Origin of the sequence: Chitinophaga sp. ARDCPP14, from assembly GCF_051362515.1 — a bacterium.
Taxonomy (GTDB): domain Bacteria; phylum Bacteroidota; class Bacteroidia; order Chitinophagales; family Chitinophagaceae; genus Chitinophaga.
Window position 1 is genome coordinate 354,002 of sequence record NZ_JBKIXB010000005.1, and the last position, 16,637, is coordinate 370,638.

Sequence of the window (16,637 nt, forward strand, 5' to 3'; positions counted from 1 at the left end):
TAAGATGAATGATTACGTGGAGCCGTTTAGAATTTCTCTATTTTCATCGTGAGAGATGTAAAGGAACGTTCGTCATTATAAATTTCCAGCTTGCCATGTTCCATTTTCAGGATCTTATCCGCCACATCGAAATAATGGTCATCATGAGTAATGGCTATAACGATCTTTCCCGCTTCCCTCATTTGTGGCAGCAGTGTTCTGTAGAAAAAATTACGGTATGCAGGGTCCTGATCCGCTGCCCACTCATCAAAGAGGTAGATGGGGGCATCTTCCAGGTAGCATTGCAACAGCGCCAATCGCTTTCGCTGCCCGCCAGACAGGTTAATAGTGGTGTATTTGTTATCCAGGATACCGACGATATTTTCGAGGTTCAGCACCCGCAGGTATTTTTCTATCTCATTTTTCTTACTGACAGTGTCAATATTGTACAGTTTTCCAAAGATGTACAACGGGGAAAATACTGCAGAATAGTATTCGCTCAGGTCGCAGCTTTTAAGCTCTTTTTCATTAATAGTGATCGTTCCTTCAGAGGGCTCATATAAACCCGTGAGCAGTTTAGCCAACGTGGATTTACCACTGCCGTTTCCCCCAATGATAAAGAGTATTTCCCCGCTCTTCACTTCAAGATCAATGGCTCCTACCTGGAACCCCTCCTGGCTGTTATAGGCAAACTTCAAACCCTGTGCCTTTATACTCATCACTTCGGGCTCCAAAGGAGGGCAAAGTTCATGTAAGTCGAGATTGGAGGGTATTTCGGACAAAAATTGCTGGATCCGGTTCCAGGCAATCCTCAACTGTAATATAGAAGGTGCTGCCGTCAGTAACCTGTTTACCGGTCCGATAAGATATAAAAGTACGATCACAAAATTCATGATGGTACCTGACTTAGTATCTGTAAACAAACGCGGGATAATAAATGCCACCGTACCCAGTAAAAGTATCAGCATGGACTCTCCCAGCAAAGAGGCATAGAGGAAACGCATGGCTGCGAATGATATTTTCTGGCGATAGCTATCCGCTGCATCTGTAATGTCCTTATAGTACTCCAGCTTCTTTTTCCGTTGCAGGGAGATCTCTTTAAACCCGTCGATCATGCCATTGGTCAGTCGCATAAAAATATTCCTGGTATCACGGGCTTCTTCATAATATTTATTGGTGCTTTTGCTGACAAAATAATAGAGCGTCGCCAACGCAATAATGAGTATCAATGTCATGAGTGTTGCCCAGAAAACCATGGTAGCCAGGTACAGGAAGGCGACCACAGCAGTGAATACACTGGTCACCAGCGTAATGGCCATATTGGAAGAATTGCCGATGGTGTCCACATCATCATTTACAGAGGTGTATACCCTTCCCCTGTCCATGTTTTCAAATTTCTGGTAAGAGGTAGAAAATATTTTCTCAAAGACTTTAATCCGCAGTTCAAATCCGATACCCTTGGAGAGCTCAATTAAACTGGATTGCACAAACTTCCTCCCGAACATATGCACAGCAACAGTTAACAGGAAATAAAACACCAGGTACTGTAATTCTACTTTACTGTTAATGGCAGATACAATCAAGAGTATCAATACCATGTTAGACATTCCGGACACGATGCTTACCAGCAATATTTTGGGAATCACCCGTTTGTACTTATTCTGTTGCGGGAACAGCAATGTGATAAAGTATGCCAGGTAGGTTGTCACCAGCGATAATAACGCAAGACCTACCATTGCCACAAAACTAACCGGGCTCCAGACAATAACGGGCTGCCAGCTCATCCCTAACAGGGCGTGCGGTAACATATAAAATCCATATAAAAATGGCAATGCCAGCACAATTGAAAGTCCTATCCGTCCCACAGTGTTGATGTTCCCTCCCTCCAGGCGCCTTGTGCCGGTGAATATCTGGTATATCACCATTCCCGTGAAGCCCAGCAGCACCAGCAGGTAGATACACAGTGCCGCACATACAATGCTATAAGCTTTATCATTACCATCTGCAACCGTAAATTCCCTGTCTCTTATTTCTTTTGACACCAGGTCCAGCAGTGAGGCGCCAATAATACGCGTAGCGCCGCTGTTTGAATTGGCCATCACTACTACACCGGTTCTTTCCCCAGGATCAAATGCAGCGTAAGAAGTATAGTTAGGGTTCAGTCCCCCGTGATAAACAGCCCCATCCCCCATCAATGAAACCTGCCAGCCCATTCCATAGGAAGACATATCATGTATGGGCACAGTCACGTCCCCTTCATGCGTTTTTGCTATCAGCGGATAAAGATTTGAAGGTTGCAGCCCCATTTGCAGCTTCAGCCACTTCGCCATATCCCGTATATCGGATATGATGTATCCCGCCGCATTATTTCCCCTATACACAGGTGCATCATATCTCCGGGGTTTAAAGAAGCCAATCTTATAACCGGCAGACATAAAGGTGCTGTCTTTCGGCGCACCAATAGTAGTTTGGGTAAGACCGAGGGAATCCAATACATTTTTCTGCAGATAATCCTCAAAGGAACCTCCGCTGCGCAGCGCAATAATGTAAGCCAGTATATCATAGTTCACTGTGGCGTACTCGAAGTACAGACCCGGCTTATTCGCCAGTTTGACGCCGGAAAGATTCCGTATGGTCCTTTCCAGGGCGTTGCTGCTATCACCTTCCGGAATAAGTGAAATTGTTTTCCAGGGTAATCCACTCGTATGATGCAATAAATGCCTGATTTTTATTTGCGCCGGCCTCCCGTTGTAACTCACCTCAAACCAGGGCAGGTAGTCCCTGACATTCGCATCCAGGTCGAGCAATCCGGCCTGTTGCAGCTTAAGTGCCGCCAATGCAGTGAAAGCCTTGCTGCATGAACCTATCTGGAATAATGTGGCGGGGGTGACCGGTGTTTTTTTATCCAAATCAGCAAACCCGTAGTTCCTGAAAACGGTTGTATTCCCCGAGATAATAGCAACACTGAGTCCAGGAATGCTGCCGTCTTTCATCAGCTTACTCACAATGGAGTCTACCGCATGTAATGGAATAGTGTCAGCCCCGGGGCCGGCAAAACAAAGGTGGCCGGAGTATACCAGTAAAAAAACAAAAACCGGTATAGGTCTTAAGGCAGTCACGATAAAAGATGCGATGAATTTGCTCATTCTGCTACTTTGTGCGGTGAGGTTTGGCTAACTTTTTCAGCAATCTGTTTCAGGGTACAGTTAAAATATATACTGAAAGGGAGATCCACATTAAATTGTTTCTTCATTCTTTCGTTATTGGTCACCAGTAACAACGAGTGTCCGCCCAAACCAAAAAATGTATCATTTAGTGTCACCTGTTCCAGTCCCATCAATTCCTTCCATATCAGTGCAATCTGTTTTTCCACAGCTGTTTGTGGCTGAGCGGCTTCGTCTATCACAATGGCCGATCTTTCCAGCAATGCAGGAATGGCATCCCGGTCCACTGTTCCAGCCGCTGTCAATGGCAGGTGTCCAAATTTTATGACGTCGGTAGGCATCAGATGCCTGGGTAGCTGGCTTCTCAAATACTTTTTAATCTTTCCAACAGTGACCGACTTATCAGGCAGTTCCACCAATGCCAGCAGCCGCTTGCCAGGTTGCTGATTCCCGGGAATAATGACTACAGTATTGGTTACCTCTCCATGCCGCATGATCACAGCTTCAATTTCTGATAAGTCTGCCCGGTGCCCGCTCAGCATCAGCGGCCCGGCTTCCCTTGCGGAAAATTCAATTCCTTTCTCCGCTAAGTATCTTGCCTGCCAGGGAGTTTTGATTACACTTACTTCCAGTTCCGGAAGTGGAAAATATAGCTGGTGGCACAGTTCTTCTTCCGTCAGATAATCACTCGCCAGGCCGGTACCGCCTATACACAAACTGCCATATAAGCCATCTGCCTGTAATTTGTTGTTCCTGTCAACGGTGTATAAAGCAGCTCCCGGTAAAGCCTGGTATAGTATCCTCGCATTTGTGGTGCCAGGTGCAGGAAGCGTACGTCCGCAGGCAAAAATTGCATACTCCGGTACTCCAAACATGTCTTCCAGCAGGATGCCCGTATTCAGCTGGCTGAATTTGCGGACAGGATCTGCCCACGCGCCCATACCGGTGAGAAAGATATGCTGAAGGGATTTAATTTTCTCCCGTCCCCGGCGTGTTAGCACGTCAGTAAACACATTGAATACCGGCGCTTCAAAATGTATGTGTGTGATGCCATAAACCTCTATCCAGCTTATGATCTTATCTATTTCGCTTTCGTTTTCCGGAGGGAGAATGGACAAGCATCCTCCTGATAAACACCAATTGAATATCTCCTGCAGGGAAGATTGCAGACTGGTATTCGTCCTTAATAAGTAGCCGCCTGTTTCCTGTACAGGGTATGTATCCTGCATTCCTGCGAGGGCGCTGAAGAGTGCCTGGTGACTGAACATGAATCCAACAGGATTTGATAAAGATTCCAGGCTATACATCACGTATGCCAGATCATCGGCGGTTACACCGGATGCCGGTGGAAGTTCCCTGCATTCCAATATGGAGGTCCACTCCTGCTGTATGTTAAGGACCTTTACATTTATAGCTGAAACATCGAACGTGGTGTTCCCCGTTATTAAAACCCCAACACCCGCCTTGCTGATAAGCGTACCGGAAATACCGGGAGGATAAGCGGGATCCAATGGAACAAAGGCTGCACCGGTTTTGAGAATGCCTAATATAGTGGGAACCAGGTATTCATCCCGCTCCATCATTACACCAACCAGCATCGATTTCCCGAGACCTGTATTTTCTTTAAGGTGATATGCGATCTGACTGGAGATGCGGTCAACATCCGCATAACTCCAGGAAACATCCTTGTATCTTATAGCGGTTTTTTCCTGAAAACGGCTAACGGATTTTTCGAACCGGGAGAGAATCGTTTCTGTTGGCACACTATTCCCATTTCCGGGGAAACGACCCAACAGCGCTTTCCGTTCGTCTTCGCTGACTACATCAATATCGGCAATTTTAATGTCAGGATCTGCTACCACCGCTGCTACTATTTTTCTGAAGTAAGCGGCAAATTTCAAGATAGTTTCCGGTTTGAACAGGCTATCCTGGTAACCAATAGCCAGTCTTATTTCACCATTATTTTCAAACGCAGTTAAAGACATATCAAATTCAGCTACAAGATGGCTGGCTTTGTAGGAGGATATTTTTAAATCAGGAATGACAAACCTGGTTTCTTCAAAATTCTGAAATACGAACATGACATCATACAATGCGCTGTGCGCTCTTGCCCGCCTGATCTTTAATCTGTCTAATAACCGGTGATATTCATAGGATTGATTCTCCAGGAAAGCGAATGTCCTTTCCTTCACCTCATTCATGAACTGCCGGAAGCTTAGTTGTTCTGCCGGAAAATTTCTGAAGGGCAGTATTTTAACAAACATGCCCAACATATGCTGCAGGTCACTATGATCCCTTCCCGATGCGGGGATACCGATCATGATATCTTCCTGGTTAGTAATTTTTTCAAGCAAAATATTGTAAACGGAAAGCAGTACAATGAACAAAGTAGCCCCTTCTTTATCGGCAATTGCCTTGAGATGACCGGTATGTTCCTCTTCAATTCTGAAGTTGACGTTTCCTGCATGATTGTTCTTTTGTTCCGGCCGTTCAAAGTCAACCGGCAAATCTAATTGCGGCATGTCCCTGGAAAGCTCCTGGTACCAGAAATCATTCTGCTTGTCCATTTCGGCCCTTCTCTCCTCTGTATCCAGCCATTCCACATAATCCTTATACTGTAAGGTTAACGGCGCGAGTGTGCCATTATTAAACAATGTCTTGAATTCCCTGATAAATATTCCCCAGGACGTACCATCCATTACCAGGTGATGGGTATCCACTACCAGTACATGCTTTTCCGGTTGCACTTCAATTAATGCTACTCTTAACAACGGTGCGCGGGAAAGGTCGAAACGTGCGATGACCTGCTGCACCAGCTGTTTAACATCTTCCTCTGCTGCCACATAATGTGTTATGGTAAGCGCGGCACTATCTGCAATCTGCTGCACCACCTCTTCCCCTATCACCTGGAAAGAAGTACGGAATGCCTCATGCCGGGCTACCAGTTGCTCCATTACCTGTTTCAACTTGTCTTTATCCAGGTTTCCTTCCATCACCACTACCCTGGGCATGTTGTAAGCGAGGGTCTGTTTGTCGTATTCTGAGAAATAGTATATCGCTTTTTGTGCCGGCGAGAGACTATAATAAGGCTTGGGGGTTGCTTTGGGCACACGGGATACCTGCATTGCCCCCACCTGCCGGATATACTCCGCCAGGCTGGCAATCACGCGTCTTTCAAAAATTTCTTTGAGTGGCACCTCTGTTCCCAGCTCGCTCAATATTTTGTTCACCAGTACAGTTGCCCTCAGCGAATGTCCTCCCAGGTCGAAGAAGCTGGAATTTACGCTGATGACATCTTTATCCAGCTTCAATATATCAGCCCATATTTCCACCAGTTTCGTTTCTACTATTCCGGATGGTGGTATATACTCATCCGTAGCGGATACATGAGGCTCCGGAAGCGCTGCCCTGTCCAGTTTTCCGTTTGAGGTTAGCGGGAAGTGATCCAGGTAAACAAAGTAAGAGGGGACCATGTAGTCCGGTATTTTCCCTAACAGGTAAGTACGCAGCTCTGATACCCTGATCTCCTGATCAGCAGTATAATAGGCCACCAGGTATTTGTCGTCTTCCTTTTCACGGGCTTCCACCACCACTTCGCCAATACGGCTGTTACCTGATAAGGCATGCGCTATTTCCCCCAGCTCTATGCGGAAACCCCGTAACTGTACCTGGTGGTCTTTCCTGCCAAGGTATTCAATTTCACCTCCGGGCAGCAACCGGCCAAGGTCGCCGGTGCGGTAAAGCCGCCCTCCCATTTTATACGGATCCTGTACAAACTTTGCAGATGTTAAGGCTTCGTTGCCCAGGTAACCCCTCGAAACGCCGGATCCACCTACGTATAACTCTCCGGTGATACCAGCCGGAACCAGCCGCTGATGCTCGTCCAGCAGGTAAACTGATAAAGTAGGGATAGGTTTGCCGATGTTGCTGATATTACTGCCGATCTCTTTTTCTGTGATCTCTTTGTAGGTAACATGCACCGTCGTTTCCGTAATCCCGTACATATTAATCAGCTTAACAGCAGGATACAGCTCCCGCCACGACTGCAATTTCCCAGGGCTCAGTGCTTCTCCCCCGAAAATAACATAGCGTAAAGACAGACCCATTACAGACAATTGTAAAAGATTATAAAAAGCACTGGGCGTCTGATTCAGCACCGTTACTCCTTCTTCCCGCAATAATTTAAGATACAAACCCGTATCACGCGCTGTCATCTTCGGAACGATAATCACCTTACCCCCGGTTAACAATGCCCCAAAAATCTCCCATACACTGAAATCAAAGCAGTGGCTATGGAACATCGTCCAAACATCTGCCGGACCAAAGGTAAACTGGAAATCATCGTTGCAGAGCAACCGCACTACATTACGATGCTCTACCATCACGCCTTTGGGATTTCCTGTTGTTCCCGAGGTATAAATAACGTAACATAAGTTCGATGGTAACGGCTTGTCAGGCAAAACAGCGCTGAACTGCTCCCTGTCTTCTATTAACACCACCGCTATACCTGGCTTTACCAGGTCTGCAAACTCCTTTGTTGTCAGCACCAACCGGGTCTGACTATTATCCAGCAGGTAATTCCTCCTTTCTTCCGGATAGGTAATATCAACCGGCAAATAGGCGCCACCGGCTTTCAGAATACCCAGCATGCCTACCACCATTTCAATAGAACGGTCCATCAAAAGACCTACTACCGCATCCCGTTTCACTCCTCGGGCCGTCAGCTGCGCGGCCACCTGCCCGGCCTGCTCATCCAGCTGTGCATAGGTAAGAGCGGCGCCTTCATATTGTACGGCTGTATTCCCCGGCCACTTTGTTACCTGTTCATCAAACAGGTCGAGTATCGTTTTATCTTCAGGATAGTGGCTGCTGGTATAGTCCAGGCTATCCAGCAATCCCTGCTTTTCTGCATCATCCAGGATATCTATCTCCCATAATTGCAGCGAAGGTTGCAGAAGCAAACTATCCAACAACCTGGAGAAGCGTTGCATCATTAACGCAACAGAAGCCTGGTCGAAGTATTCCGAGTTATACAGCATCTTACCTTCAACCTCATCTTCCGATTGAAGCAGCAAGAGACTGAGGTCATACTTACCGTATCCATAGTTGCTCTCGTATAAATCAATATGCAGATCGTCAATCCGGGGAATTTCGTAAGATTTATTTTCATACTGGAACAGCACGTCAAACAATGCTGTTCTGCTCATATCTTTTTCAGGAGCGAGATAACTTACCAGCTTATCAAAAGGGATATCGCTATGCGAAAGATCCGCATTAAACTGATTGTTAAGCCTTGTCAGGTATTCCTGGAAACTATCTGAAGGGAATATCTGGCTACGTACTGGCAGCAGATTGGCCAACGGCCCAGCCACGTCCTGTAATGCGCCATTGTTCCTGTTATCTGTACTGGTGCCGATAACAATTTCTTCGTGCTGAACATATTTATAGAGTAAGATTTTAAAAGCCGCCATTAAGATCAGCCGGGGTGAAATAAGCCGTTGCTCTGCATAACGCAGCACCTGGGAAGAAATGTGCCAGGATAAACTAACATCAATTGCCGCACCTTTATAAATATGAACGGCAGACCGTGGACGATCTGTTGGTAACTCCAATGCTTTAAGTCTTGTTCCCAACCGTTGTTTCCAGTAAGGGAAAAGATAAAAATACAATTTAGATAAGGGTCCCCGCTGCCATTCTGAAAACTGTGCATAACGCAGTCTCTCTGTTTCTTCCAGGAAAAGTTCCCCCTTTAACCTTCTGCGGTAGTTCTCTAAAATATCCCGCGCTATCTGTAAGGTAGTATGCCTGTCCACCACCAGGTGATGAAAAATGAGCAGCAGCTTACAGCTATCTGTGTCTGCTTCAAACAGCACGGCCCTTACCGGCGGTTTGGCAGGATCAAAAGGCTTGTCTCTCTCCGACATAATTGCAGCTTCCAGGGAACTGTCTTTGTGCCGGTGGGTCCTTTTTTCCAGCTGTATACCGGCATCGTTTACAGGTTGCTGGAAGATGATGTCTTTCACCTCAACAAAACAGGTACGGAGTGCGGAATAATGTCTGATTACGCTATTGATACTTTCTTCCAGCCATTCAACATTCAACGTTCCTTTCAGGTCAATCTCCAAAGGGATATTGTGATAAACAGGGCTTCCATTGTACAGGTAGTCCTTCTCGAATTTATCAATAAACCATAATCTTTCCTGGTGATAAGAGGTGCGTACCAGAACCGACTCTGCCTGGGAAGTATGATTGCCGGACACCGTCAATTCATCGAATACCTGCAGCCGCTCCTGTTCAGTGAGCAGCGGGATGTTTTGCAGGGAATTCCTGCTGTTCTGTGTAATCCTGGAAAGCAGGCTCAAAAAAACTGCCGTGATATTCTGAACAAAGTTGTAAGTGAACCTGCTATGATGATACCAGACATCCAGCTTCTGGTCCTCTTCTGCATGAAAAGAAAAGTAAAGATCCAGTGAGCAGCCATCAACATCGATTGGTAAAGCAATCCCTTTCATACCCAAACCTACACCTGATATGCGTTTGATAGCCGGACTACCCGCCAGGATTCTTTCCAGCGGATACCTGGCGTGCCGGAAATCACTGAATAAATTTTCCTTAACAGCGTTGACCAGCGTGCTAAAATCTGTGTCGGGAGCAATGTCAATACCTACGGGTATGATGCCTTTTCCTGCATCCTGTTTCTCTTCTTCGGAATAAGTATGGGTGAACAGCAATACTTTGCTGGTTGATGAATACTTTTGTATCAGTACCGACAGCGCAGACAACAGCACGATATGCTTCGCTTTTTCTGACGAGGCAATACCGTTCAGGTTCCCGCTGACACGCCGGGGTATTTCCACTGTATAAACCCCATAGGTATTCCCCGAAGGCAGCTGCTGATCGTCGGTAGCGCCATCGAAGTAGTTTTCAGCCCTGAAGTTCTTTAATCGCTGCTTCCAGTAATTCCTGGCAGATATATTTTTGTTGGACTCTAAAGCTTTAATATTTAGCATATAATTTTCAGACATGGCCAGATACATTTTAGGGTAAAGGACACTGCAGCGAGGATAAACTGCGGCAAAAAGAGAGGAAGTGCCGGGTTAAAAATTGAAGGAGATATCATCCTCCATCAGATCTATTGCCTGATCCGAGCTTTGTATGATACTGGCAAGATCTTCATCCAGCCTGCCCACCACGTTCTCCAGCAATGCTTTGAACTGTTGGGCCAGCAATATTATATCGGGTCTTGTAAAATAGTCGGAAGAATATTCGAAACGGAAAGTAAATGACTGATCGCTGTCGTATACATACAGTGTCAACGGATATTTGGAGCTGTTGTTTTCAAACGGATATATAATAAACCCGTCTTGCTGCCGGTCCTTTCTTTCCTCGAAGTTCTGGAAAACGAAAGCCACATCAAAAAGGCTTTTAACAGGATTGGTCCTGTTATTATTCAGCTCTCTTACAATATCTCCCAGGTCATATATCTGCCTGCTGTTGGCTTGCAGCATATAATTATGTAATTCAGCAACTGCATCTTTAAACGGGGTATACGGATTTATCTGGAAGCGGACCGGCAACATCTTCACGAACATGCCCACCACATTTTCTGTTTCCTCCTGCATCCTGCCGGAAGCAGCCGTTCCCACAACGATGTCTTCCTGCCCGGAAAGCTGGGATAGAAACAAAAAATATACAGTGAAAAAGCCTGAAAATGCGGTTACATGTTGCTCTTTCAGAAAATCAGTAAAAGGCTTTAAAAGATGATTGTCAATTTTGAGCGTAACATTCCCTCCGTGATGAGATACCCCATCGATGATTTCTTTTGTTACAGGAAGCGTAAGCCTCGGTACACCGTCTTCAAATGTCTTCAGCCAAAATTCCCTGTGCGAGAGGTATTCTTCCGTAAGCCGGAATTTATGCTCCCACTCAGAATAGTCCTTATACTGTATTTCCAGTTCGGGCAGGTGCTTACCGTAATAACTGTTCAAAAAGTCGTGATGAAGAATTTTCTTTGAGATGCCGTCACAGATGATGTGATGACAATCTATTACCAGTATTTTCCGGCCGCCTTCCTGGTGAATGAGTGTGCAACGGAAAAGAGGGGCTTTATCCAGTTCAAATGGATGTATAAGTTTAGAAATAGTATTATGGAGGTCGGGAGCAGATGTGGTAATATGCTCCAGGGAGAAATCTACTTTATCATGGAGATGCTGATAGAGTTCCCCATCCCTGATATGGAATTCGGTTCTCAGGCCTTCATGTCTTTTCACAAGTACGTGCAGCGCCTGTTCAATTCTGTCCTGGTCGAATGATTGTGAAACATCCCAGGCCATAGGAAGATTATAGGATGTCACTTTTCTATCCAGCTGATAACTGGCATAAACACGCCGCTGCGCGGCAGAGGCATGATAGGCCGGCTTTATATCTGCTTTGGGTATAACAAATACATCATCCTTCATCAGTGATCCGATAAGGGTTGCCTGCTTCTTTACCGTAAGATTTTCAAACAACTCACTTAAAGAAACCCGGACACCAAACTCTTTGAAGAGCCTGGATGACAATCTCATTATACTTAATGAATTCCCCCCAATGCGGTAAAAATTTTCCTTAACAGATATCGACTTATCTGCTAAAATATCTTTCCATATCTCCAGTATTTTTTCTTCCAGTTCATTCTCCGGGACGGAAATTTCCCGGGCTACTATTTTACTTTGCAGCGCCTGGTAGTCTACCTTTCCGTTGCGTAGCAACGGAAGCTCACTTATTTCTACAATGGATGCAGGCAGCATGGATGCGGGAATCAGTTCCTGCAAATGTTTCATGGCAGCGTCAGAGAGCTGTTGTGCCTCTTCCTGAAAATTCTTCCTGGTGATATAGGCAACCAGTGCATCGTCAATATTTTCTCCTGCATGCTTTGTCACTACTGCCTCCTTTATAAAGGGGCTTGTCAGAAGCATATACTCAATTTCATCCAGTTCAATCCTGATTCCTCTTATTTTCACCTGGCGGTCTTCCCGGCCAATCAGGTCTACATTTCCATCAGGCATCCACCGTGCCCTGTCTCCTGTTTTATAAACTGCTGTTTCGTCTCCGGCAGCAGATCTGAAAGTCAGGAATTTCTGTGCAGTCAGCTCCGGATTATTCAGGTATCCTTTTGTGAGATAAGCAGAAGCAATGTACAGATCGCCCACTATGAGCGGATCGCAGGATTCCAGGTTCTCATCCAGGATCAACAGGGCTGCACCATCCATAGCAGTACCCACTGAAATCCTTGCAGCGTTTACATCTTCCGGCGTAATCCGGTAGCAGGATTTTATCATGGTGGCTTCTGTTGGACCGTACAGATTCACCAGTTGGATGCGGGCGCCAAACACCTCATACCATCCCCGCAGTTCCAATGGGTTAATTCTTTCTCCCGACAGCAAACAATATTTCAGGTGCTGGAAAAGATCCGGTGATAATGCCGCTGAACTGATTATCCTGAACAAACTGGGTACACAATGAATATACTGTATACCAGCATCATTTACCCAGGCAACCATTTGTTCGGGCAATGAAATGTCCTGTTTAGGAGGCGGAATGCAGATAGTACCACCCGTTAGCAGCGGCGCAAGAATATCCCGGAGATATGCATCGAAGTAGGGACTGATGAATTGACTGAACCTGCTGCCTGCGGTAACCTGGAACGCGCCTGTTTCCCATTGCAAAAATTGTATCAGGCTGCTATTCCTGCCAACAATGCCTTTAGGTATCCCGGAAGAGCCGGAGGTAAAGTATACATATATACTGTCATTTTCCTGAAAAGCCGGATAGTTCAATGGCTGCTCAATGTTGTCCGCAGTGGATTCCAGCAGCTCCTCTGCAAGGATAACCCGGGCGGAACAATAATTGCCGGACGTGGCAGCGATGTTGTCTGTGGTGGAGGTGATCAGAAAAGCAGGTTGCAGCTCATCCAGGACGGCCTGCATTCTTTTCTGGGGAAGCGATGCGTCGATAGGAACATACACGCATCTGGCATTGAATATGCCAATCATGGCATAAATATTCAGCAGCCTGTTGTCGGTTATTACCGCAACGATGGTGTCAGCCGGGCATGCCTGCTGTATAAAAAAACCGGAGATTTTATCAGAGATGGATAACAACCTGGAGTATGATATTTTCTCCTCGTCTACTTCAATCGCAATTTTGCCTGCATGGGCACGCAGACTTTTGTTTAATTCCGCTTGTAGAATCATGATAAAATTATTATGGGAAAACAGATTTACAAACTTTCAGCAACACAGTATGTTGCGTCTGTAAAGAGAAGTGTGTGCGACAGCTTCAGGCAGGTTGGCCTGGCATAGTCCCGGGTTAAAAAAAGTAATAAGGCTTCAGTTGAATATTCAGGCAAATATAGCTTCGCTAAAGGTTGTCACAAGTTACAGTTAACAACAAAACAAAAATGAGGGCTTCATGAAAATTATTTGCCTATCTTCTCACAATATAATTATTTACTTCAGGTTTTCGAAAATATTTTAATGCTTTTCTAATTTTTTTATATTCGCTTCCTGCTCAGCATGTTTCAGTAATAGCACTGCGATATCCCTGCGCCCATTCTTCTGCGCACATTCAACAGGGGACTCTCCTTTACGGTTCACAGACGCCAGGCTGGCGCCGTTACGAAGCAGGGCATCAACGAAATTCACATGCCCTTTATCTACTGCGCGCATCAACAATGATTCGCCCTCAGCATCAGGTTGATCTATATCCACCCCTTTCTGCAGGAAGCGTTGCAGAAAAGATGACAACTCCGGAACACTAAACATATCAATGCCCTTTCCAATAGGAATGTCAAACCGGTGCCACCAGAAATTAACGCTGACGGACATATCAAGCGACAACACATTGTGCCACCAGCCTGTGGGTATATAAATAATGTCACCCGGCTCAACAATGCAATGATAAGGCTGCGCCTGTAAAAAAAGCGGAAATTGTTCTACATCTGCATCGTGCAGTTCCACTTCACTCATATGCCATTTACCCGGCAACTGACTCGGATACAATAACGGGGTATCTTCCGGAGAAAATAACACCATGTCTTTTCTTCCGCATACCTGGTAAAAGAAATTATGACTGTTATCATAGTGCAGTCCTGAATCGCAACCGGCCCCGCCCATCCATAAATTTACCTTATCCAGGATGTCCCCGTCCCGGATGAATGCAGGTATTTCAAGATCATCCATCAACATTGGGAAGAATCCCGGTATTGATAACTGCGCCAGGTAATAAGAGGTTCCCTTGCTGGCTGGCAAGGTGAATAAATCGGATACTTCATCGAAAGGGCCGCCGATCCACTTAACTTCCCTGATAGCATAGTTATAACTACCCTTCTCCGTATAGGCCACCCGCACCGTGGTTGATCCGATCTTTTCCTTCAGATAATCAACCGACCATTTACTGAAGCAGGTGGTACCTTCCAGGCCGCCTTTGATTACTACCGGCTTCCTGTTATAGTAGAATGTATTAAAATCTGCGTCAGATAAAGCGCTGACGGTGTCGATGTTTCCTGCGATATTCATAGCATTATATATTTTGATGGTGATGAACAGGCGATTCCATAGTCCACTTAAAGTTAGACTGACACTAAAAATATAAATCATGCAAAATGCCAAATGAGATGACGGTCATTAACAAATCATCTTCAAATGGGGCATTGATATAAAAACCTGGTTGTTTGTAAATATCAACAAGCCGCTGCACTTCTGCCGGATCAAAAACGCCTTGTCTCTTAATTGTTTCAAAAGACAACAATTCATTGATATACGCGATATTCCGTTGTATCAGGTAGGGACTTCCGGGCGCCACAAAACCAAACTTCTCCCGGTCTACCACCTTTTGCGGAACAAACCGTTCCGCCATTTTCTTCAGTATATATTTTTCTGTGTAATCCTTTAATTTCAATTGAGCGGGTATCCTGGTAGAAAACTCCACCAGGTCTTTGTCCAGGAACGGATATCTTACCTCCACTGAATTCGCCAGCGCCATCCTGTCTCCATGATCTGAGATCAGGTGATCCACCAGCCGCAGTTTATAATCTATGTAGGCCCTTTTATGCAGCACATCCCTGTTCCTGATCCGGTCTGTATTCACAACAGGATGCTGAAGGCAGTCAATGTCGTCAAAAATGGCCCTGAGTTCTTCGGAATATAATTGTTTCTTTACCTTGTTAAACTGGAGAAAATCACGCTCGTAAAAAAAACTGCTGTCATTCCAGACATGATGCCGCAGACGCTCTTCAGCCATAGTAGCCGGGCTTCCGCCTCCGTTCTCATGCCTCATTTTATCAAAACGGTAACCCACATAACCGGCAAACAATTCATCCGAACCCTCACCGGATAATATGACCTTGACACCTGCCCCACCCGCAGCCTCAGATAAGGAAAGCGAAGCTGTATTATAGGTTTCCTTTACAGGACATTCACAATGATACACCGCATGTTTCAGGCGCAGGCTTATGTCATCATAAAAAAAAGTCTTCTGGCTCAGCCGGGCATTGGCACGATCCGCTACCAACCGCTGGTACATTGACTCTGACAAACCGGATTCCACGAAATCTATTGAAAACGCATCTATGTGCATAGAAGGCTGCAGGTGTCGCATCTTCATCAGGATCATGGAAGAATCCAATCCCCCGCTGAGATAAAGCCCAACAGGAACATCAGAGCGCAAACGCAATTTTAAGGAAGCCTCGAACAGCGACTCCAGCTGGTCAATATACCATGCTTCATGCTGAACCGGGATGTCTGCATGCTGTTCAGGATAAACAAGGTCCCAGTATTCGTGTTTTGTCAAACTTCCGCTGGCACCGATTTCCAGGTAGTGTCCGTTCTCCAGGCTGTAAATATCCCGGAACATAGTTCTGGGGCTAATTAATCCCGCAAACGTCAATACCTGGTCAAGCCCTACAAAATCCACCTGGCGGGGAGCATCCGGATGTTTTAAAATGGCTTTTATCTCCGATCCGAAAATGAAACTATCATCCGTTTCTGTATAGAAGAAGGGAATAATACCCATATGATCCCTGGCACAGAACAGCGAGCCGGACTTCTTGTCATAAAGTGCAAAAGCAAATTGTCCATTGAGCATATTCAGAAATCCCATGCCGTATTCCTCATACAAATGAACGATCACCTCCACATCGGAACCAGTGGCAAAGCGGTGTCCTTTCTCCATCAATTCCTTCCTGATTTCAATATAATTGAATATCTCCCCATTGCATATAAGTACAACAGAGTTGTCTTCATTGTGAATGGGCTGCATCCCGTTTTCCAATCCGATAATACTTAACCGGCTAAATCCAAAGGCAAGGTTTCCGGACACCAGCGTGTCCTGTGCATCCGGCCCCCTGTGGATCAACTGCGCATTCATGTGCTGAACAATGGCCTGATCATTTCCGGAAGCCGGGCGTTTAAAATTTATAAATCCGCAGATACCACACATTTGCTAAAGAATTTA

The 16,637-nt window shown here is 45.7% G+C and carries 5 protein-coding genes; all 5 read right to left on the reverse strand.

Translation table 11 applies throughout. From position 1 onward, the window contains the following. Nucleotides 1–26: 26 nt before the first annotated feature. Entirely contained in the window at nt 27–3,125 is a 3,099-nt protein-coding gene (locus ACLHR0_RS16510) for a cyclic peptide export ABC transporter (protein WP_436488026.1), read from the reverse strand. Beyond that, nucleotides 3,122–10,168, reverse strand: coding sequence for an amino acid adenylation domain-containing protein (locus tag ACLHR0_RS16515; RefSeq protein ID WP_436488028.1), 7,047 nt, complete (start codon nt 10,166–10,168; stop codon nt 3,122–3,124). The genes ACLHR0_RS16510 and ACLHR0_RS16515 overlap by 4 nt, the downstream gene beginning before the upstream one ends. 72 nt (nt 10,169–10,240) lie before the next feature. Further along, nucleotides 10,241–13,378: an amino acid adenylation domain-containing protein gene (locus tag ACLHR0_RS16520; RefSeq protein WP_436488030.1), complete on the reverse strand. Its 3,138-nt coding sequence runs from the start codon at nt 13,376–13,378 to the stop codon at nt 10,241–10,243. A gap of 279 nt (nt 13,379–13,657) precedes the next feature. Further along, complete coding sequence (locus tag ACLHR0_RS16525; protein ID WP_436488032.1) at nt 13,658–14,701, reverse strand: cupin-like domain-containing protein; 1,044 nt, start codon at nt 14,699–14,701, stop codon at nt 13,658–13,660. 64 nt (nt 14,702–14,765) lie between these two features. Next, the gene (gene asnB, locus ACLHR0_RS16530; RefSeq protein ID WP_436488034.1) at nt 14,766–16,622 is read right to left on the reverse strand and encodes an asparagine synthase (glutamine-hydrolyzing); all 1,857 of its coding nucleotides are present in this window, start codon (nt 16,620–16,622) and stop codon (nt 14,766–14,768) included. Nucleotides 16,623–16,637 lie beyond the last annotated feature (15 nt).

Coding starts and splice junctions, on each gene's coding strand:
- ACLHR0_RS16510 (WP_436488026.1), bottom strand. CDS start 3,125: ATGAGCAAATTCATCGCATCTTTTATCGTGACTGCCTTAAGACCTATA.
- ACLHR0_RS16515 (WP_436488028.1), bottom strand. CDS start 10,168: ATGTCTGAAAATTATATGCTAAATATTAAAGCTTTAGAGTCCAACAAA.
- ACLHR0_RS16520 (WP_436488030.1), bottom strand. CDS start 13,378: ATGATTCTACAAGCGGAATTAAACAAAAGTCTGCGTGCCCATGCAGGC.
- ACLHR0_RS16525 (WP_436488032.1), bottom strand. CDS start 14,701: ATGAATATCGCAGGAAACATCGACACCGTCAGCGCTTTATCTGACGCA.
- asnB (WP_436488034.1), bottom strand. CDS start 16,622: ATGTGTGGTATCTGCGGATTTATAAATTTTAAACGCCCGGCTTCCGGA.